Raw genomic sequence first — 17,965 nt, 5'->3', positions numbered from 1 at the left:
GCGATGCCGTTCGACTTTTGAAATTCGCTGCAGGTAGAATCCGGGCATGGACACTACCCGCCATTTTGGCGTTGCCGTCGTCATAGCGTTGACTGTCTTGGCGGGTGTGCTGACCGTCCAGCGGTCCGCATCGCCGCCGCCGATACGCATCGGCGTGCTGCATTCCCTGACCGGCACCATGGCGGCCAGCGAACGGCCGCTGGTGGATGCGGTACGCCTGGCCGTGGAGGAAATCAATGCCGCTGGCGGTTTGCTCGGACGGCCGATCGAAATCCTGGTTGCGGACAGCCGTTCCGATCCGGCGGCGGCAGCGGCCGAAGCCGAGCGGCTGATCGTTGCGGAGCGCGTCAGCGTGCTGTTTGCCTGCTGGACCTCGGCCTGCCGCAAGGCGGTCCTGCCGGTGGTGGAGAAGCATCGCCATTTGATGTTTTATCCTCTCCAGTACGAAGGCCTGGAACAGTCGCCGAATATTTTCTATACCGGCCTCGCGCCCAACCAGCAGATACTTCCCGGGGTGCGCTGGGCTCTGGACAATCTTGGCAAGAAAATCTATCTGCTGGGTTCCGACTACATTTTCCCGCGCACCGCGAACCGCATCATCCGCGATCTGGCGCGAGCCGGCGGCGGCACGCTGGTGGCCGAGCGCTACCGGCCGCTGGGCGATGCCGGCTTCGACGCGATCGTCGCCGAACTGCAGGACATGAAACCGGACGTGGTGCTCAATACCCTGAACGGCGACAGCAATCTGCATTTCTTCCGCGCCCTGCATGCCGCCGGACTGGATGCCTTGCCGGTGATGTCTTTCAGCATCGCGGAGGGCGAGTTGCGGGCGATGGGGCTGGCCAATGTGCATCCCAATCACTATGCCGTATGGAGCTACTTCGGCAGCCTGCCGGGGGAGGCCAACCGTCGCTTCGTCGCCGCCTTCCAGGCACGCTATGGTACGGATAGAGTGACCAGCGGTCCGATCGAGGCGGCCTATGTCAGTCTCAAGCTGTGGACGCAGGCGGTGCGCGATGCCGGCAGCGAGAAACCCGGCCTGGTCAACCTCCTGGTGCAGGAGCAGAGCATCGCGGCGCCGTCCGGACTGTTCGCCGTCGACCGGTCGACGCGCCACATGTGGCGACCTGTGCGCATCGGCAAGGAACGCGCCGACAGTGGCTTCGACCTGGTGTGGAATTCGGGCGTCGCACTGCGGCCGATGCCTTTCCCCGACTATCGTTCGCGCGCGGCCTGGCAGCAGGCGCAGTTGCCACCATGAAAAAGCTGCCGCCGCTGATGATCATCGCCCGGCTGTCGATCAGCTACCTGCTGGTGGCGGTTCTGCCGCTGGCAGGTCTGGCCCTGTATTACCAGGCCTCGTTCGAGACTTCGCTGCGCAAAACCGTGCTGGAGAACCTGGCCGTGATTGCCGACAAGAAAGTCGACAAGATCGAAACCTACATCGGCGAGCGCATGAGCGATGCGCAGCAGGCCAGTCACAGTGCCGCGGTCAGGGAGGCGATCGCCAGCTTCGGACCGGCTTTCCGCCGGGGCGGGCTGCGCGCACCCGACTACCTGGCCGCCGAACTCCGCCTGCGCGAGGTCTTGGCCGGCATGCAAGGGGCCGACTACTACGATCTGCTGTTGATCGATTCCGGCGGCGATGTGGTGTTCTCGGTAGCGCGCGAACCGGATCTGGGCACCAACCTGAGAACCGGCCCCTGGCGCGACACCCAGCTGGCACAGGGGTTCGAACTGGCTCTAGGCACGCTGCAGACCCATCTCACCCGCTTCAAGCCCTATCCGCCCTCGGGGCAGCGAGCAGCGGCCTTTCTGGTGTCGCCGGTGCTGAGCGAGGGCGTACTGATTGGGGCGCTGGCCTTGCAGGTGGATATCAGCCAGCTCGAAGCGGTGGTCACCGACCGTAGCGGCCTGGGAGCTTCCGGCGAAGTCGCGCTGGCTCAACGCGATGGTGACGGCGTCCTGTTCACCGCACCCCTGAACCGGAAGCCCGATGCCGCCTATCGTTTCCGGCTGGCCTTGGCGGAGACCCCCTATCCGATGCAACAGGCGCTGGCAGGCGGTCGCGACACGGGGATTGTCAGGGATTACAGTGGCATCGAAAGCGTGGCGGCCTGGCGTTACCTGCCATCGCTGGGCTGGGGCATGGTGGTGAAGACCGATGCCGCCGAGGCGCTGGCACCGGTGGCTCGCCTGCACCGCCTCAGCTATCTCGCGCTCGGGCTGTTCCTGTTGTTTTCCGCAGTCGCCGCGGTATGGCTCGGACGTTCGTTGTCGCGTCCGGTGCGGCGCCTGACGGCGATCGCCGAAGACATCGCCGGCGGCAATCTTTCCCGCCGCGCCCCTAGCGGCGGCGGCGATGAACTGGGACGGCTGGCCGACGCCTTCAACCACATGACGGACGAGCTGGTGGCGGCCCGTGTCGACCTCGAAGCCCGGGTGCTGGCGCGCACTGCGGAATTGGCCGAAGCGAATCACCAACTGCAGGCGAGTCTGTCGAAGCTGGACGAAGCACAACGGATCGCCCAGATCGGGTCATGGGAACTCGATCTGGTCAGCGGCAAACTGCTTTGGTCGGATGAGATATTCCGCATCTTCGAAATCGAGCGCAAGAATTTCAGCGCCACCTACGAGGCCTTCCTGGAGGTGGTTCATCCGCAAGACCGGGATCGGGTCAGCCGAGCTTATGCGGACTCGCTGGCGGCCCGCACGTCCTATGAAATCTCCCATCGGCTGCTCATGGCGGATGGGCGCATCAAGTGGGTGAACGAACGCTGCGAAACGGAATACGGCGAACAGGGCAAGGCGCTGCGCTCGCTCGGAACGGTACAGGACATCACCGAGCGCAAGCAAGCCGAGCAGGCTTTGCTTGCCTCCGAATTGTTTGCCAAGGCGACGATCGATGCCATTCCGGCGCACATGTGCGTTCTCGACCGGAGCGGGCGGATCATGGCGGTCAATCAGGCGTGGCGCGAGTTTTACGAGCACAACCCCGCACAAGCCCAAGGCCTGAACTATTTCCTCGGCGCCAATTATCTGCAGACCTGCAATGCCGCCACCGGCCCCGGCGCGGAAAATGCCGAACAGATGGCGGAGGGCATTCGTCGGGTGATCAGCGGCGAGTGCGAGGTATTTACCATCGAATATCCCTGTCATGGCCCGGACGAACGACGCTGGTTCATCGCCAGGGTGACGCGCTTCCATGGCGATAGCGGCAACGTCGTCGTGACCCATGACAACATTACGGCGAAGAAACAGGCCGAAGCCGCCATCCAGCTTTATGCCAGCGCGTTCCAGCACAGCGCCGAAGCCATTCTGATCAGTGACGCCGGCAATCGCATCCAGGCCGTGAATGGTGCATTTACCCTGTTGACGGGCTATACCAGCGACGAGGCAATCGGCAGGAATCCGGGTTTCCTCGCCACCGGGCAGACTCCCGCCGCAACCTATCGCGACATGTGGACCGCGCTCAGGGAGAGCGGCTTCTGGCAAGGCGAGGTCTGGGATCGACGCAAGGACGGCACGGTCTATCCCAAATGGCTGTCGCTGTCGGTGGTGCGCGATGCCGCCGGCGAGATCACCCATTACATAGGCAGCTTTGCCGACATCTCCGAGCGCAAGGTGGCCGAACAGCGCATCACGCATTTGGCCAACCATGACGCCCTGACCGGTCTTTTCAACCGGCTCAGCCTGAAGGAAAGGCTGGAGCAGGCCCTGGCCACGGTGAGACGGGAGCATCGCGCACTGGCGGTGCTGTTCATCGACATGGATCGTTTCAAGGCAATCAACGATTCCCTGGGGCATGCGGTGGGCGACGAGTTGCTTTTGGAAGTGGCACGACGCCTGCGCGACGAAGTGCGCGACAGCGATATCGTGGCCCGTCTTGGCGGCGACGATTTTGTCGTGGTGCTGACCGACGTGGAAGGGGCCAACGCGGCGGCCCGGGTGGCGGACAAGCTGCTGCGCGTGTTGGGGCAGCCTTACCAGATTCGCGAACACCAACTGCACTCGACGCCCAGTATCGGCGTCGCTTTCTTCCCGATCGACGGGGAGGACGGCGAAACCCTGTTGAAGAGCGCCGATACGGCGATGTATCACGCCAAGTCCCAGGGACGCAACAACGTCCAGTTCTTCACCGCGGCGATGAACCAGGCGGCGATCGAGCGGCTGCGCCTGGATCATGACTTGCGGGTGGCGCTGGAGGAAGGCCAGTTCGAACTGCATTACCAACCCAAGCTGGAAGCTTGCGCCAGCTGCGAGGGTTGCGATGCCTGCGATGATCGCGCCTGTCGCGTGGTCGGAGTCGAAGCGCTGGTGCGCTGGCGCCATCCACGCGACGGACTGATCTCGCCGCTGAAATTCATTCCCGTGGCCGAGGAAACCGGCTTGATCCTGCCGCTGGGCGAATGGGTGCTGGACGAAGCCTGCCGGCAGCTGCGCGTCTGGCGTGATGCAGGCATCGCCAGCGCGACCATGGCGGTCAACCTGTCGGCTCACCAGTTGGGATCGCCCAGCTTGCTCGGCTTCGTGCGGGAAACCCTGATACGCCACGGCTTGACAGGCGCCGATGTGGAACTCGAAATAACCGAATCGGCAGTGATGGACGACCCCGCCGCCAGCATCGGCAGGCTCAACGCCTTGCGCGAACTCGGCGTCAAGCTGTCGATCGACGACTTCGGCACCGGCTATTCATCGCTCAGCTATCTCAAGCTGCTGCCGATACACACGCTGAAGCTCGACCAGTCCTTCGTGCGGGATATCGAGAGCGATCCCAACGATGTCGCGATCTGCACCGCCACCATCGCCCTGGCACACAATCTCGGACTGACGGTGGTTGGCGAGGGCGTCGAGACGGAAGCACAGCATCGCTTTCTCACCGGGCACGGCTGCGACTACCTGCAAGGCTACCTGTTCAGCAAGCCCGTTGTTGCGGCCGAGGCGCTGGCGTTTATCCGCAGGCGCAACATGCCGGAAACGCCGTCGGCGATACCTGCAAACGTGGCCTGACGCCGGCGCTGAATTCACTGTGATGGCTGCCATGTCGCCATCGCAACCGGGTCGGCGCGTCGACGCTATCTCTGGCGCATCGAATAATTCTATGCGCCGCATCGACGGCTGTCCCGCCCCGTCGCGCAACATGTTGATTGCGTATCGGAATGTCCCGCCTGTGCCTGCCGCCGGCAGGCTCGCAGACATACTACTTCTGCCATAAATTCGCATGAAAACGCACGGCTGGCGGGATTGACAAGGACAAGAACCGGCTCAAAATCAGGACCGCAATCACGCAGTCGATACCGATCCGGCATTCGATGCTTTGCCGGATTCCCGCGTGGCAAGCCCCATTGACCACCAGCGAAACGACAGGGTCCGATTCAGATGAACGACTTCCATGCCATAAAAGCGCCGGACGACATCGCCAAGCTGGTAGCCAACAGTGCCCGACTCGATATGGTCACCGTCAAATGCTTTTGCAGCGAACAGTACGGGAAGTACATAAGCTGCTTCGTCGATGCAGGCAATCGAGCCGCCCCGTTCTTGGCCAGGGTCTTGGGCGGCGATGTCCTGGGCAATGCGACAGTGTCATTCGTCGTGGCGATACCGCCGGACTTCTTCTGCAGTCAGCGCGATGAAAATCAGCTCGTGAAGGGCGGCAAGTGTCTGTGCCGGCGGGGCTACAGCAAGGCCAATTCCAAACTTGCAGGATAGGCGGTCGGATTCCCGCAGCCCTGCGTTTTGACCGGTGAATCCGGTCGGCGCCGGCAGTCGCCGACCGCCCGTCGTTGCCGCAGTGCCGCGCTGCGCTACTGGCTCTGGATGTCCGACGGCAGTGACCACGCCCGCAGGGCGCGCAGCAGCGTGCGCTTCTTGGCCTGATGCGCCTGCATGCGACGAAGTATGTCGTCCAGGGTGCGCATGGCCTCGGTGATGTGCGGCCCCTTGTTGAGCATCACGCACTCCGCCCGTTCGCCCATGGCGGCGTCGGTGATTTCGGCGCGTGAGGGCAAGCCGGTCTTGGCCAGCGTCTCCAGCACCTGGGTGGCCCAGATCACCGGCATGTGCGCTGCTTCCGCGGCCCACAGAATTTCCTCCTGGACCTCGGCTAGGCGTTCGTAGCCGCACTCGACGGCCAGGTCGCCGCGCGCGATCATGATCCCCGCCGCCTTGCTCGCCATCGCCGAGAACAACAGCTCCGGAAGATTCTCGAAAGCCCGCCGCGTCTCGATCTTGAGCACGATGCCGAGATCCGGCTTGCCGAGCTGGCGCAGCCCGGCGCGCAACGCCGCGATGTCGCCCGCGCGCTGCACGAAGGACAGCCCCACCAGATCCGCCTCCTGGGCCACGACGGCCAGGTCTTCGAGGTCTTTGCCGGTCAGGGCGGGCAGCTTGAGCAGGCTGTCCGGCAGGTTGATGCCCTTGTCGCTGGCGAGCTTTTCGCCGCAGTCCCGGGCATGGGTGATTTCCACTTCGAGCCAGTTCTTTTCGATGCGCCGGATCACGCCGCCGATGCGACCGTCATCGAACCAGATGCGTTCGCCGACGCAGACGTCCTTGAATATCTCGGGCAAGGTGCAGGCGACGGCGGCAACCGGTTGCTGCTGCTTCTTTTTCGATTTGAAGACCGGCGCGCGATTCGCATCTCGTGTCAGGTGCAGGATTTCGCCGCGCGCCAGTTGTAATATTCCCTCCGCGCGCGGCAGGTCGGACACAGCGCTGGATCGCGGACGGGCGCCTTTGCGCCGCCGCTTGAGACGGGTATCGGCGACCAGGTAGGCGGTGCGGATGCATTCCGCGAGGACGCCGGCTTCTTCGCGCAGCACCACCTGCAGGCTGCGCTTGGCGCCGCGCGCGTCGGTCAGGTCGATGTGGTCGCCCAGTTCCAGTTGTGCCAGCCACGCCGCATCGACGCCGGCATGGGCCGACGCGCCGCTCACCGGCGTGCTTGCCCCATTGGCGCGCAAGCCGACCAGGCAGGGCATCATCACCCGGCCGAACTCGTCGCGCAGGGGCCGCAGCTTGAGCACCGGGTCGCCCGCGGGAAGCGGGCCGGTGCGCAGCTTCGGCCCGCCGACATCCATGAGGATGCGCACCGGGCGCCGTTCCGCCTTCGCCGCGCGGCGCACGTTGGCGGCCATGGCCCGCCACTGGTCCGCCGCGTCGTGGGCGCAATTGATGCGGGCGATGTCCATCCCGGATTGCACCAGTTGCCTGACCAGGCCATAGTCTGCGGCGGCTTCCGTCGACAGGGTGACCATGATGCGCACGGCTCTTTCCGCCGGCGGCGCGCCGAGCAGTTCGTCGGTGTGCCGTTCGAGCAGTTTCCGGCTGCTCTCCATGCCCACCGGTTCATCTTCCAGCGTCGGCCGCCAGGGCTTGCCGGTCATCCGGTGCAGGATGCCGAGCACCTTGTCGAGATTGGCCAGGACATGGGATTCGGCCCGCCCGAGCGAGGACAGGCCCACCCGCGCCAGCGATTCCTGCAGCGGGCGGCGGTCGCTCTGGCGCAAGCGCAGGTAGTGGGCCAGATTGCGGGCGCTGGTGCGATAGCCGGGGTCGAGATTTTCCAGGTGCGGCGCCAGGCTGTTTTCGTAGGCCAGCAACTTGCCGCGCAAGGTCCATAGCTGCCCGATGATGGCATCGCAGCCGGCCTGATCCCAGGTGTCTGCAGGCGGCTGGTCCGCAGCGGCGGCAGGGCCGGATGTGGTCTCTTTCGCGGCTTTGGCCCGCACTTTTTTTGTTGCTGAAGGAGTTTGCGCGGCCATGGTGTCCGATGGTTTCAACGGGTTCAATCCGGGGTGAAGGAAGCGCCGGCGATCGGCAAGACGCGCCGCAAAGCTGGACGTAGTTTAGGCCAATAATGTGGCAGGCATGCGCTCAAGAACCGAATGGCGGCGGGGTACCAGTTTTTCGGCGTACCGCCGGCTTCGACTCTTCAATGCTGTTCGCCGAACATGTGGAACAGACTTCAGTCATCTTTTTCTTCGGACCTTCGCAGCTTGTCGAACGACCAAGAGGGTCGGTGTCCAGAATGGCGCTCCGATACTGGGTCCCGGCCTTCGCCGGGACGACGCGTTACTTCCCGCCGTGTCGCCAGCGCCGACTCTTGCGGCGATCCCGGTCAGGGCGGGAAGTTGGCGTCGTCGGGTCTGGCGGGGGCGATCCGGCGCAGGGCCCAGTCCAGTCCGTAGCCCGCCACGACCCCAATGTCATCGGCGATCCAGTCGGCCCACTCGGCGAGGCGATAGGTCGTGAAGGATTGAAGTATCTCGATCAGGCCGCCGAAAATCGCCAGTCCGGCAACGAGCGCAATGCCTTGCTTTGGATAGCCTCGCAGGCCGAAAACCGCGAGCGCGAAGAAGCCTATGAAGTGGTTGCTCTTGTCCCAGCCGGTAGTCGGCAGTTCGGCGGAGGTTGGCGCCAGCGACAGCATCAGGACCGCTGCAGCACTGGTCCAGAAGGTCCATTTCCAGAATGTGTTCGCGGTCATTTGAGGAAAGTCCGGGCAGTCGATATGCCAGGTCGATCGGGTCTGCCGTGTCGCCAGCGCCAACTTCTGCGCTGGGCTTAGTTGCTGCCTTCTTCGAACCAGCGCAGCTTGTCGCGCAGCGTGACGACTTCGCCGACGATGATCAGGGTCGGTGCGCGCAGATTGGCGGCCTCCGCCAGGGTGGGCAGGGTGGTCAGGGTGCCGGTGACGGTGCGCTGGCTGGGCTGGGTGCCGTGCTGCACGATGGCGGCCGGCCAGTCCGCGGGCAGGCCGTGTTCCATGAGCTTGGCGCACAGATGAGGCAGGCCCGACAGGCCCATGTAGATGACCACCGTCTGGCGCCGCCGGGCCAGCCCGGGCCAGTCCAGGTTCATGCTGCCGTCCTTGAGGTGGCCGGTGACGAAGACGCAGGCCTGGGCGTGGTTGCGATGGGTCAGCGGGATGCCGGCGTAGGATGCGACGCCGGCGGCGGCGGTGATGCCGGGCACCACCTCGAAGTTGATGCCGTCGGCGTGGAGGGTTTCGACTTCCTCGCCGCCGCGGCCGAAGATGTAGGGGTCGCCGCCCTTGAGTCGTACCACGCGCTTGCCGGTCCTGGCCAGGCGCACCAGCAGCTGGTTGATCTGCTCCTGGGGGATCGAGTGGTTGCCGCGTTCCTTGCCTGCGTAAATGAGTTCCGCATCGGGGCGCGCGAGCGCGAGCACGGCTTTCGACACAAGGTTGTCGTAGACCAGGACGTCGGCTTCGCCGATCAGGCGCGCGGCTTTCAGGGTCAGCAGTTCGGGGTCGCCGGGACCGGCGCCGACCAGATAGACCCAGCCGGCTTGGGCAGGAATTGGTTTCATGGAAAGAATCCTAGCGCAGCTTTTGCGCCTGTTGCTTGATCAGGAACAACCGCCACCGCAACTTCCGCAGCCGCTCTTGGGTTTCGGGCTGCTGCAGCCGCCGCGAAAAATGAACTGGAATTCTCCCGGCTGTACCTCGGTGAAATCCAGCGTGGTGTTCTCCAGCAGGGGCTGGCTGGGTGGCGAGATCAGGATCATGACGCCGCCGCCGGCGTCTAGCACCAGGTCGTCTTCGCGTTCCTCGTCGAAGCCCATGCCATAGACCAGTTCGCCATCGTCTGCGTCGTGCTTGGCGGCCACGCGCAGCATCGGCTTGCTCTCGGCTTGTTCGGCGGCGGCGCGCGCGATTTGTTCGGCAGCGAGAGGGGTCAGGGTGAACATGGGATGGCTTCCTTGGTATCGGTAGTGAGGCAGGCGCGCACGTGCTGGACGAACTTCGCCGGCCAGTCGCAGCCGGTGGTGGCGCGCAGATGGGTGTAGGAGGCGAGCAGGCGGTGCAGCAGCACGCCGTCGTGCTTGCCATCGACACCATAGCCGCGGCGCACCGTGTAGGCGTAACGGGTGTCGGCGGGCAGGCCGTCGAGGCTCGAATAGTGGAATTCGTGGGCATGCAGCGGGGCCGACGCAACGCCCATCGCGGCCTGGCGCCAGGGGTGCTCGGCGTTGGCTTCGAGGATCACGTAGCCGCGGCCCACGGGTTTGGCATGCATCTGGATGTCGCCGGGGATCACGCCGACCATTTCGGCGCGCCGCCCTTGCCATTCGATGCTGCGCGCCAGATACATCAGGCCGCCGCATTCGGCGTAGGTGGGCAGGCCGCCTGCGATGGCGCGGCGGATGTCGGCACGCAGCGCGGCGTTGGCTTCCAGTCCGTCGAGGAAGCATTCGGGAAAGCCGCCGCCGATCAAGAGGCCGTCGCAGGGCGGCAGTTTGGCGTCCTTCAGGGTATCGAAATACACGGTCTGCGCACCGGCCGCGGCCAGCGCATCGAGGTCGTCGGCGTAATAGAAGCCGAAGGCGGCGTCGCGGGCGATGGCGATGCGCACCGGCTTCTCGCGACTCGGTGCCGGCAGCGCGGGTGCCGCCAGGGCCGTGTCGGTATGGCTGATGGCGAGCAGGCGGCCGAGGTCGACCTGGTCGGCGATGCGCTCGCCGATGGCGGCGATGTGGCGTTCGGCCTCGGCGGTTTCGTTCGCCGGCATCAGGCCCAGATGGCGTTCGACCAGCGCCAGTTCGGCGTCTTCCTGCACCGCGCCGATCACCGGGACGTCGGTGTAATGCTCGATCACAGCGCGCAGCTTGGCTTCATGACGGCGGCCGCCGAGGCGGTTGAGGATCACGCCGGCGATGCGGATGTTGCGGTCGAAGGCCTGGTAGCCGAGGATCAGCGGCGCGATGCCGCGCGTCATGCCGCGCGCATCGAGCACCAGCACCACCGGCAGGTCGAGCAGGCGCGCCAGCGCGGCATTGCTGTTGGAGCCCTGCAAGTCGAGCCCGTCGTAGAGCCCCTTGTTGCCTTCGACCAGGCAGACTTCGGCGTCATGGCCGTGGCGGGCGAACTGCTCCTTCAGCTCGGCATCGGGCGAAATGAAGAAGTCCAGGTTGTAGCAGGGACGGCCGGCGGCAACCGAAAGCCAGAGTGGATCGATGTAGTCCGGCCCCTTCTTGAAGGGCTGCACGGAGCGCACGGGCTGACCGTGCTTGCCGGAGCTCAGTGCCGCCGCCAGGCCGATGCTGATGGTGGTCTTGCCCGAGGACTTGTGCGCGGCTGAAATCAGGAAGCGATGCATGGCGCGCTGGCCGTACTGCGAAATCAATCCGTGATGCCGGACGCCGCTTCGAGTTCGGCCAGGTCGTCCTGCGGCAGGAAGTGCAGGATGCGCACGCCGATCGTGGTCATGGTGAAGGCGATGGCCAGACCGCCGACGGCGAGCAGGACTTCCGGCAGGCTGGCGCTGTAATGATCGACCGCACCATCCATGAAACTGCTCTTGACGTCGTAGCCGGGGAATATCTCCAGCGGGAAGGCCTGGCCGCCGATGATGAAGACATAGAGCTGGAAGTAGGCGCCGAGGATCACCAGCAGGGCCGCGACATTGACCCACAGCACCTTGTCGCGGGTACTCGGGCTGAACAGCAGGACCAGCGGCAGCAGGCTGCCGAGCAGCACCTGGCCGATCCAGAACTGGCTGGCGAACTCGCTGTCGAACAGGATGAAATATTCGAAGGCGATGTTCTTGGCGAAATAGGCGTTGACCAGGTGCAGCATGAAGGTGAAATACAGCACGGCGGCGACGAACGTGGCCAGCAGGTTCTTCATGCGCTTCTGGATCAGCGGCGGCAGGCTCATGTTGTTCCAGGCATACATCGTGGTTTGCACCACGAGGAACACGGCCAAGCCCCAGGAGAAGGACATGATGATGAACATCGGCGCCAGCAGGGCACTGCCGTAGGCCTGGCGGGCGACCAGGAAGGCGAAGATGGAGCCGGTGCCGCTGGTCAGCACGACACGCCAGACAAAGGTCGCCAGGCCGGCTGCCTTCGAATAGGGGTTCATGCGGCGTTCCATCATGGTCCACAGATAGACCCCGACCAGGGCGTAGAACACCGGGTAGAGGATCACGTTCCAGCCGAACACCGAGGTCGGATTGAAGTGCGTCGCGGCGACGATCAGCCGGTCGGCGCGGCCGAGGTCGAGCATGATGACGAACAGGCCGCCGCTCAGCATGGCGATGGCGAGCAGGCCGGACAGCGGCGCGCGAGGCTTGTAGAGCACGCGGCCGAAGACCGAGCCCATCGAAGCGACGTTGAGCACGCCGGAGGCGGCGATGATCAGGAAGATGGCAATGACGTGGGGCAGGCCCCAGACGATCTGGTTGTTCATGCCGGTCACGACATGGCCCGAATGTTCCATGTAGAGCGCGGCGGCGAAGCCGATCGCCGACACCAAGCCGCCGATGCCGGCCAGCAGGTAGAAGAAGCCTTCTTCGTGGCGGGGATTGAGGATGGCCATGGTCAGATTCCCTGGTAGCGCACGCCTTGATTCAGGCGCAGGTCGCTACGAACTTGCGTGGTCGGCACGCTGGCGATGCGCTTGGCAATATCGCTGGCGGGGTCGTTGAGGTCGCCGAAGGTCATTGCGCCCGTCGGACAGGATTCGACGCAGGCCGGGGTCTGGCCCTTGTCCACGCGATGCACGCAGAGCGTGCAGGATTCGACGCAGCCCTGGCCGCGCGGAACTTCGGGGTTCTGCTCGGTCAGCGGCGCATGGACGAAGGAGCGCGCCTTGAACGGACAAGCCATCATGCAGTAGCGGCAGCCGATGCAGGTGTGACGATCGACCAGCACGATGCCGTCGGCGCGCTTCATCGAGGCGCCGGTGGGGCAGACGTCGACGCAGGGCGGCTCGGCGCAGTGCTGGCACATCATGGGAAGTTGCGTGACGCGGCCGTCGCGGCGATCGACCAGTTCGATCTTGCGTATCCATTGCGAGTTCTGGCGCGGATCGGGCAGCTTCTCGCTGACGCCGTTTTCGGTGTGGCAGGCATCGATGCACTTGGTGCAGCCCGGCGCGCACTTGTTGGCGTCGATCAGCAGGCCCCAGCGTACGGCGGGCGAGGCGGCGGTGCCGGCCTTGCGCGCTTCGGTGGCGGCTACAGCTTCACCGACAGCCATCAGGTGCAGCCCGGGGGCGATCACCGTGAAGCCGAGGCCGGCAACGCCGGCGCCGGCGGCGGCGATGAATTTGCGACGCGGATTGTTGTCGGGGGTATTCATGGCTTCAATCCTGCGGCCTTGAATTTGGCCTTGGGCTGGTGGCACTCGAAGCAGTCGAGCTTCACCGCGACGTAGCTGTGGCAGCTTTCGCAGAAGTTTTCCTTGCCGCCCAGCACCGAACCGGTTTTCTGGCTGGCATGGCACTCGATGCAAGCGTTGAGCGAGGCCGGCTCGCCACGGATACCGGCGCGCAAGGTGCGGTCGCGCTGGTGCTTGAGCATTTCCATGTGGTTGCGGCGCATCTCCTCGGCCGGCGCCACGCACTTGCCGGGGTTGGCGATCGTTATCACCGGCTTGGCCGTGCGGCCACCTTCGCCGGCAAGAGTCGGCGCTGGCGACACGGCGACAAAAGCCGTGACAGCGGTGACGAGGAGGCGCAGCAGCTTCATGGCAGCTTATTCACCTAAACCCATTTGAATATAACCCGTCGGGCAGACATCGGCACAGATGTGGCAGCCGATGCACTTGTCGTAGTCGGTGGCGACGTAGCGGCCGGTCATGGTCTCGGTCTTCTTGACCTTGTACACGGCGGTCTGCGGGCAATACACGACGCAGTTGTCGCACTCGAAGCACTGGCCGCAGCTCATGCAGCGCTTGGCCTCGGCGACGACTTGCGCTTCGGTCAGCGCATCGATGCGCTCGTCGAAGTTGCCCAGCGCCGAATCCTTGTTCAGGTGCGTGATGTGGCGCTTGTTGCGATCGGTGTATTGGAAGTGACCGAGGAACAGCTGGTCGTGCGGAATCACGTAGCGCTCGGAACGGTTCTCATAGTTGTGCACCACTTCCTTGCTCTTGTCGGTACCGAGCGTGGCGCCCTTGACCTCGCCGAACTGGATGCCCTTCTCGACGTACTTGCGCATCAGGTCGAAGGCATGCACGTCGATCTTGGGCCGGCGCACCATTTCCTGGCCGGCGAGGAACTGGTCGATGCCGTCGGCGGCAATTGCGCCATGGCCCACGGCGGTGGTCAGCAGGTGGGGGCGGATCACGTCGCCGCCGGCGAACACGCCCGGCTTGCCGGACACCTGGTAGTTCTTGTCGGCCGCGACCATGCCCTTGCCGGCGTTGAATTCCTCGATGCCGGTGAAATCTACGGCCTGGCCGATGGCGGAAACGATCAGGTCGGCCGGCAGTTCCTTTTCCGTGCCTTCGATCTTCTTGATGTCGAGGCGGCCGGAAATCATCTTGGCTTCGCACTGCATGACGCGCAGCGCGGTGGCGCGGCCGTCCGCGCCCTTGACCACGCCGATCGGCATCCAGCCGCCCATGATGGTGATGCCTTCGGCCTGGGCGTGGTCGATTTCCGGCTGGCTGGCGGTCATATAGACGGAGGTCAGCGTCACTTCAGCGCCCTGGCGCAGGGAAATGTCGGCGACGTCCTGGGCCATGTGGCCGGCGATGGCGCCTTCGAAATCCGTCGGATTGACCTTTTCGATGTGGCCGAGGCGACGCGCCACGGTGGCGACGTCCATCGAGGTGTCGCCGCCGCCTACCACCACCACGCGGTGGCCGACGGTCTTCAGGCGGCCGTCGTTGAAGGCCTTGAGGAAGGAGGTGGCGGTCACCACGTTCGGCGCGGCATGGTCTGCCGGATCGCCGGGCAGCGGCAGGGCGCGGCCGGCCTGGGCGCCGAGGCCGAGGAAGATCGCGTCGTAGCTGGCGCGCAGTTGTTCCAGGGTGACGTCGGTGCCGATGCGGGTCTTCAGGTGCACGTCGACGCCGAGGTCGAGGATGCGCTGGATTTCGGCATCGAGCGTGTCGCGCGGCGTGCGGTAGCCGGGAATGCCGTAGCGCATCATGCCGCCGAGGAATTCATGCTCGTCGAATATGGTGCAGCTGTGGCCCTTGAGCGTCAGATGGTAGGCCGCGGAGAGGCCGGCCGGGCCGCCGCCGATGATGGCGACCTTCTTGCCGGTCTTGTGTTCGGGTGCCTTGAACTTCAGATTGTTCTGGATCGCCCAGTCACCGAGATAGTGCTCGACCGAGTTGATGCCGACGTGGTCTTCGACCTGGTTGCGGTTGCAGCCGGTTTCGCAGGGCGCCGGGCAGACGCGGCCCATCACCGCGGGCAGCGGATTGGCTTCGGTCAGGCGGCGCCAGGCGTATTCCTGCCAGGTCATGCTGGGCTTGCCGTCGGCGCCGACCGGGGGCTTCTCGATGCCGCGCACGATATTCAGGTAGCCGCGGATGTCCTCGCCGGACGGGCAGGAACCCTGGCAGGGCGGCGTCGACTGGACGTAGGTCGGGCACTTGTAGGAGTAGCTGGCCTGGAAGATCTGCTCCTGCCAACGTTTGACCTTGGTATCGCCTTCCTTGTAGCGGCGGAAAGTCAGTTTCTCGGTGCGTGTTTCAGGCGTGGCGGACATAAGGGGTCTCCGAATAAGTCTTGTTCGTCATTGCTCGTTGTTGAGCACGATCGCGGTACTGACCAGTTGATGCACGCCGCCGACCATGCTCATCTTGAAGCCGTAGTAGGGCAGCACCTTGGTGAATTGGGCCTTGCAGATGGCGCAGATGGTGGCCATGAAATTGACGCCGTTGTTCTGCACGATCTCGTTCAGCGCTTCCATGCGCGGCAGCGCGCCCTTGACTCGCAGGTCGAGCAGTTCGTCGGTCAATAGACCGCCGCCACCGCCGCAGCAGAAGGTCTTTTCGCGCGTGGTGCCTTCCGACATGTCGACATAGTGGTTGGCGACGGCGCGGATGATGTTGCGTGGGATGTCGAACTGGCCGCCGGCGTAATCGCCCATGCGCGAGCCGCGCGCGACGTTGCAGGAATCGTGGAAGGTGACGATGCGGTGATCGTTGGCTTCCTTATTGAACTTCAGGCGCCCGGCCTGGATCAGGTCCCAGGTCACTTCGCAGATGTGCGAGGGCTGCTTGTAGTTCGGATCGAGCTGCTTTTGCAACTGGATCGCGAAAGGATCGTTGGCGCCGGCGCCGATGCCGGTCAGGGTGTTCCAGAAGGCGTAGGCGACGCGCCAGGCGTGGCCGCATTCGCCGACCACGATGCGCTTGACGCCGAGTTCCAGCGCGGCTTCGCGCACGCGCATGGCGATCTTCTGCATCTGCTCGTAGCTGCCGATGAACATGCCGAAGTTGCCGGCTTCCGAGGCCTTGCTTGAGAGCGTCCAGGAAATGCCGGCGGCGTGGAACACCTTGCCGTAGCCGATCAGGCTATCGACGTGCGGCTCGGCGAAGAAGTCGGCCGAGGGCGTGACCAGCAGGACTTCGGCGCCCTTGACGTCGAGCGGATATTTGACCGCCGCGCCGGTGTCTTCCAGCACGTCCTCTTCCAAACCTTCCAGCGTGTTTTCCAGCGCCGGGCCGGGCAGGCCGAGGTTGTTGCCGATCTTATGCACCTTGCCGATGATCTCGTTCACGTACTTGTGGCCGAGGCCGACGCTGTGCATGATCTCCTTGGCCGCCATGGTCACTTCGGCGGTGTCGATGCCGTAGGGGCAGAACACCGAGCAGCGGCGGCACTCGGAACACTGGTTGTAGTAGCGGAACCAGTCGTCGAGCACGTCCTTGGTCATGTCGCGGGCGCCGACCAGCTTGGGAAACAGCTTGCCGGGCAGGGTGTAATAGCGGCGATACACCGAGCGCATCAGATCCTGGCGCGCCACCGGCATGTTCTTCGGATCGCCGGTGCCGATGAAATAGTGGCACTTGTCGGTGCAGGCGCCGCAGTGCACGCAGGCATCCATATACACGCGCAGCGAGCGGTACTTGCCGAGCAGTTCGCCCATCTTGGCGACGGCCTTCTGTTCCCAGCCATCGACCAGGGTGCCCGGGAAGCCGACCGATTCGTTATGCACGGCGGCTGAAACATAGGGGTTGGACTCGACCATCGAGTCGATCTTCAGGGCCGGAATGGTCGGGTACTCGCGGAAGGCCGGGGCGACCACCTTGGCCTTTTCGGCGGGCTTTCCAGCCGGTTTGGCTGCAGGCGCAGGAGTTGGCGCTGGCGCTACGGCGGTAGGGGTATCAGACATGGGTCAAAAACCTTTTAGCCACAGAGGACACAGAGGACACAGCGAAAGGCGCACATGCTTCCAGCGATCCAGGGTTTTCTCTGTGATCTCTGTGTCCTCTGTGGCTAATGGTTCTCATGCCTTTCTCTCCAGTTGCGCCGCCCAGGGTGCCAGATGGCGCGTTTCGCGCGGGTTGTCGACCTGGTTGCGGGTCGGCGAGAAGAACAGGCCGGGGGCGTGCAGCAGTTTGCTGACCGGGAAGATGATCATCAGCAGCACGACCATGCCCAGGTGCAGGTAGAGACCGGGGTGGGCCGGCAGCGGATTGATTTCGAACACCATCAGGCCGAGGAAGAAGGTTTTCACGGCGACGATGTCGGTATGCATGACGAATTTCATCAGCAGGCCGGTGACGGCGATGCCGAGCAGCAGGGCCAGCATCAAATGATCGGAAGGGGTCGAGATGTAGCGGATGCGTTCGACCAGGAAACGTCGCGCCCAGAGCCCGGCCAGGCCGGCGGCCATGGCGAAGCCGGCATACATGCCGAAGGGCTGGATGAAGGCGATGATGAAATTCACCGGTTCGGTGAAATAGCGCAGATGGCGCAGCAGCACCAGCGCGAGGCCGACATGGAACAGCCAGCCTAGAGCCCAGATCCACAGGTTGGACTTGAACAGGCTTTCAAAAAACACCACTTCGCGGAACATGCGGAAGACCACCCCGCCTGTCGTGGTCGGTGCCGGCGTGGTAGGAATCTTCAGCGGCGCCGGGGCCTGCGCGTACTCGTAAACCCTGTACGCGATGCCGCCCACCAGGATCAGCGTGGCAACGTAGAACAGCAGGGCGAAGAGTAGATTCATCGGTCGGAAAATGCTCA

The 17,965-nt window shown here is 64.3% G+C and carries 13 protein-coding genes and 1 pseudogene; 3 read left to right on the top strand and 11 right to left on the bottom strand.

The window, feature by feature from the left end; genetic code table 11:
* The first annotated feature begins 46 nt into the window (after window positions 1–46).
* From RMO95_RS13125 to RMO95_RS13115, 3 genes are all read left to right on the top strand, one after another.
* Entirely contained in the window at window positions 47–1,261 is a 1,215-nt protein-coding gene (locus tag RMO95_RS13125; protein WP_310451083.1) for an urea ABC transporter substrate-binding protein, read from the top strand.
* Window positions 1,258–5,010 carry an EAL domain-containing protein gene (locus tag RMO95_RS13120; RefSeq protein WP_310451082.1) on the top strand — a complete coding sequence of 1,251 codons (3,753 nt, stop codon included), beginning with the start codon at window positions 1,258–1,260 and terminating at the stop codon, window positions 5,008–5,010. The genes RMO95_RS13125 and RMO95_RS13120 overlap by 4 nt, the downstream gene beginning before the upstream one ends.
* A 369-nt stretch (window positions 5,011–5,379) precedes the next feature.
* A complete protein-coding gene (locus tag RMO95_RS13115) occupies window positions 5,380–5,709 on the top strand; it encodes a hypothetical protein (RefSeq protein WP_310451081.1) in 330 nt (109 codons plus the stop codon).
* Window positions 5,710–5,804: 95 nt separating this feature from the next.
* Here RMO95_RS13115 and RMO95_RS13110 read toward each other — a convergent pair whose 3' ends face one another.
* The 11 genes and pseudogenes from RMO95_RS13110 to RMO95_RS13060 all read right to left on the bottom strand — a co-directional run bounded on the left by RMO95_RS13110 (window position 5,805) and on the right by RMO95_RS13060 (window position 17,948).
* On the bottom strand, window positions 5,805–7,730 hold the full coding sequence (locus RMO95_RS13110; RefSeq protein ID WP_310451080.1) for a pyruvate kinase: 1,926 nt from the start codon (window positions 7,728–7,730) through the stop codon (window positions 5,805–5,807).
* A 389-nt stretch (window positions 7,731–8,119) separates the two neighbouring features.
* Window positions 8,120–8,488 carry a VanZ family protein gene (locus tag RMO95_RS13105; RefSeq protein WP_310451079.1) on the bottom strand — a complete coding sequence of 123 codons (369 nt, stop codon included), beginning with the start codon at window positions 8,486–8,488 and terminating at the stop codon, window positions 8,120–8,122.
* 77 nt (window positions 8,489–8,565) lie between these two features.
* Window positions 8,566–9,309, bottom strand: a pseudogene (gene cobA / locus RMO95_RS13100) (uroporphyrinogen-III C-methyltransferase); the annotation flags it as partial.
* Window positions 9,310–9,372: 63 nt separating this feature from the next.
* On the bottom strand, window positions 9,373–9,714 hold the full coding sequence (locus tag RMO95_RS13095; protein WP_310451078.1) for an iron-sulfur cluster biosynthesis family protein: 342 nt from the start codon (window positions 9,712–9,714) through the stop codon (window positions 9,373–9,375).
* The gene (locus tag RMO95_RS13090) at window positions 9,702–11,150 is read right to left on the bottom strand and encodes a cobyrinate a,c-diamide synthase (RefSeq protein WP_310451077.1); all 1,449 of its coding nucleotides are present in this window, start codon (window positions 11,148–11,150) and stop codon (window positions 9,702–9,704) included. The genes RMO95_RS13095 and RMO95_RS13090 overlap by 13 nt, the downstream gene beginning before the upstream one ends.
* Window positions 11,147–12,346 carry an NrfD/PsrC family molybdoenzyme membrane anchor subunit gene (nrfD, locus tag RMO95_RS13085; RefSeq protein ID WP_310451076.1) on the bottom strand — a complete coding sequence of 400 codons (1,200 nt, stop codon included), beginning with the start codon at window positions 12,344–12,346 and terminating at the stop codon, window positions 11,147–11,149. Before nrfD ends, RMO95_RS13090 begins: the two co-directional genes overlap by 4 nt.
* A gap of 2 nt (window positions 12,347–12,348) precedes the next feature.
* A complete protein-coding gene (dsrO, locus tag RMO95_RS13080; protein WP_310451075.1) occupies window positions 12,349–13,110 on the bottom strand; it encodes a sulfate reduction electron transfer complex DsrMKJOP subunit DsrO in 762 nt (253 codons plus the stop codon).
* Window positions 13,107–13,499, bottom strand: a complete 393-nt coding sequence (locus RMO95_RS13075) for a hypothetical protein (protein ID WP_310451074.1) — start codon at window positions 13,497–13,499, stop codon at window positions 13,107–13,109. The genes dsrO and RMO95_RS13075 overlap by 4 nt, the downstream gene beginning before the upstream one ends.
* A 6-nt stretch (window positions 13,500–13,505) precedes the next feature.
* Window positions 13,506–15,476: an NAD(P)-binding protein gene (locus RMO95_RS13070; protein ID WP_310451073.1), complete on the bottom strand. Its 1,971-nt coding sequence runs from the start codon at window positions 15,474–15,476 to the stop codon at window positions 13,506–13,508.
* Window positions 15,477–15,503: 27 nt separating this feature from the next.
* Window positions 15,504–17,108: a sulfate reduction electron transfer complex DsrMKJOP subunit DsrK gene (gene dsrK / locus RMO95_RS13065; RefSeq protein ID WP_310451072.1), complete on the bottom strand. Its 1,605-nt coding sequence runs from the start codon at window positions 17,106–17,108 to the stop codon at window positions 15,504–15,506.
* 114 nt (window positions 17,109–17,222) lie between these two features.
* On the bottom strand, window positions 17,223–17,948 hold the full coding sequence (locus RMO95_RS13060; protein WP_310451071.1) for a respiratory nitrate reductase subunit gamma: 726 nt from the start codon (window positions 17,946–17,948) through the stop codon (window positions 17,223–17,225).
* Window positions 17,949–17,965: the final 17 nt, after the last annotated feature.

The organism is Sulfuritalea sp. (assembly GCF_031426875.1).
Taxonomy (GTDB): Bacteria; Pseudomonadota; Gammaproteobacteria; order Burkholderiales; family Rhodocyclaceae; genus Sulfuritalea.
This window is presented reverse-complemented; position numbering and strand designations above follow the sequence as displayed.

Coding starts and splice junctions, on each gene's coding strand:
- dsrO (WP_310451075.1), bottom strand. CDS start 13,110: ATGAATACCCCCGACAACAATCCGCGTCGCAAATTCATCGCCGCCGCC.
- RMO95_RS13120 (WP_310451082.1), top strand. CDS start 1,258: ATGAAAAAGCTGCCGCCGCTGATGATCATCGCCCGGCTGTCGATCAGC.
- RMO95_RS13075 (WP_310451074.1), bottom strand. CDS start 13,499: ATGAAGCTGCTGCGCCTCCTCGTCACCGCTGTCACGGCTTTTGTCGCC.
- RMO95_RS13070 (WP_310451073.1), bottom strand. CDS start 15,476: ATGTCCGCCACGCCTGAAACACGCACCGAGAAACTGACTTTCCGCCGC.
- dsrK (WP_310451072.1), bottom strand. CDS start 17,108: ATGTCTGATACCCCTACCGCCGTAGCGCCAGCGCCAACTCCTGCGCCT.
- nrfD (WP_310451076.1), bottom strand. CDS start 12,346: ATGGCCATCCTCAATCCCCGCCACGAAGAAGGCTTCTTCTACCTGCTG.
- RMO95_RS13125 (WP_310451083.1), top strand. CDS start 47: ATGGACACTACCCGCCATTTTGGCGTTGCCGTCGTCATAGCGTTGACT.
- RMO95_RS13115 (WP_310451081.1), top strand. CDS start 5,380: ATGAACGACTTCCATGCCATAAAAGCGCCGGACGACATCGCCAAGCTG.
- RMO95_RS13060 (WP_310451071.1), bottom strand. CDS start 17,948: ATGAATCTACTCTTCGCCCTGCTGTTCTACGTTGCCACGCTGATCCTG.
- RMO95_RS13105 (WP_310451079.1), bottom strand. CDS start 8,488: ATGACCGCGAACACATTCTGGAAATGGACCTTCTGGACCAGTGCTGCA.
- RMO95_RS13095 (WP_310451078.1), bottom strand. CDS start 9,714: ATGTTCACCCTGACCCCTCTCGCTGCCGAACAAATCGCGCGCGCCGCC.